General features: G+C 62.4%; 1 protein-coding gene. It reads right to left on the reverse strand.

Annotated features, from left to right (window positions below; all coding sequences use genetic code 11):
- Positions 1-918, reverse strand: a 918-nt coding sequence (gene istA, locus V6X73_RS09545; protein WP_367959671.1) for an IS21 family transposase, incomplete at its 3' end; no start/stop codon positions are given.
- Positions 919-1018 lie beyond the last annotated feature (100 nt).

The following is a 1018-nucleotide window of genomic DNA, read 5'->3' on the forward strand; positions in this document are numbered from 1 at the left end:
CACCGCGCGGGTGGAGTGGTAGGCCGTGTCGTAGCGGCTGCGCGGCAACGGCCCGAGCAACTCGCGCTCGTGCGCGAAGCGGGCCGAGACGGACTCGCCAAGCTCCCTTAGCGTGCGCTGGTTTGCCACCGTCTGGCACCAGGTGGTGAGGTAGGCGTTGAGGTCATCGAAGCTGTCGAACGCCGGCTCACCGGCAAGGGCGTTGTCGCTGATGTAGCGCACCATCCGCTCGACCTTGCCCTTGGTCTTTGCCCGTCGCGGCCGGCAGGCCCGCGGTGTGAACCCATAGTGCGCTGCGAGCTGCCTAAAGCGTGGGTTAAAGCGCGGCCGGCCATCCTGCCAGTCGAGTACGGCTGAGGCCTGGTTATCGACCAACACGCTACCCGGGACACCGCCGAAGGCCTCGAGCGCAGCGACGATCACCTCGTAGGTATGGTTAGCATCCAGTGAGGGCATTCCCATGGCATGGAGATGGCGGGAGTAACCCAACACGTTCACCGCGATGTAGACCTTTTGGCGCACATCGCCGATCAGCAGCCATCGCTCGCACCAGTCATGCTGCATCTGCTGACCAGGCGGTGTCTCGTAGCGGACCACACCGGCGTCCGGGCGTAATGCACGCTTGGGGTGGATGTAGTCGCGCAACTGCGTGATGCCTCCGGTATAACCAGCCTTGCGTATCTCGCGCAGGATCACCGCAGCGTTCCAGATCCCATCACGGAGCATCCCGTCGATCTGATCGGTGAACGGGTCCAACTTCCGCGGCCGTCGCTTCGGGCGCTTGGGTGGTTCACTGCCGCGCTTAAGTGCCCGACTCACGGTCTTGGGCGTCACCCCAAGCTCGGCGGCAATGTCTTTAACGTATACGCCCTGTCTGTATCTCTCGGTTATCATTAAATAGTCCTCTCGGGTCATCATCCCCAGTCTCCAAGCGGCTAAACTTGCAAGACCGAGGATCGTTGGTCCGAGGGGACATCTCAAACCGGTGTTTTGGGGACTCTAGCGGACGGTGCCAACA

The organism is Spiribacter pallidus, from assembly GCF_040838495.1.
GTDB classification, from domain to species: Bacteria; Pseudomonadota; Gammaproteobacteria; order Nitrococcales; family Nitrococcaceae; genus Spiribacter; species Spiribacter pallidus.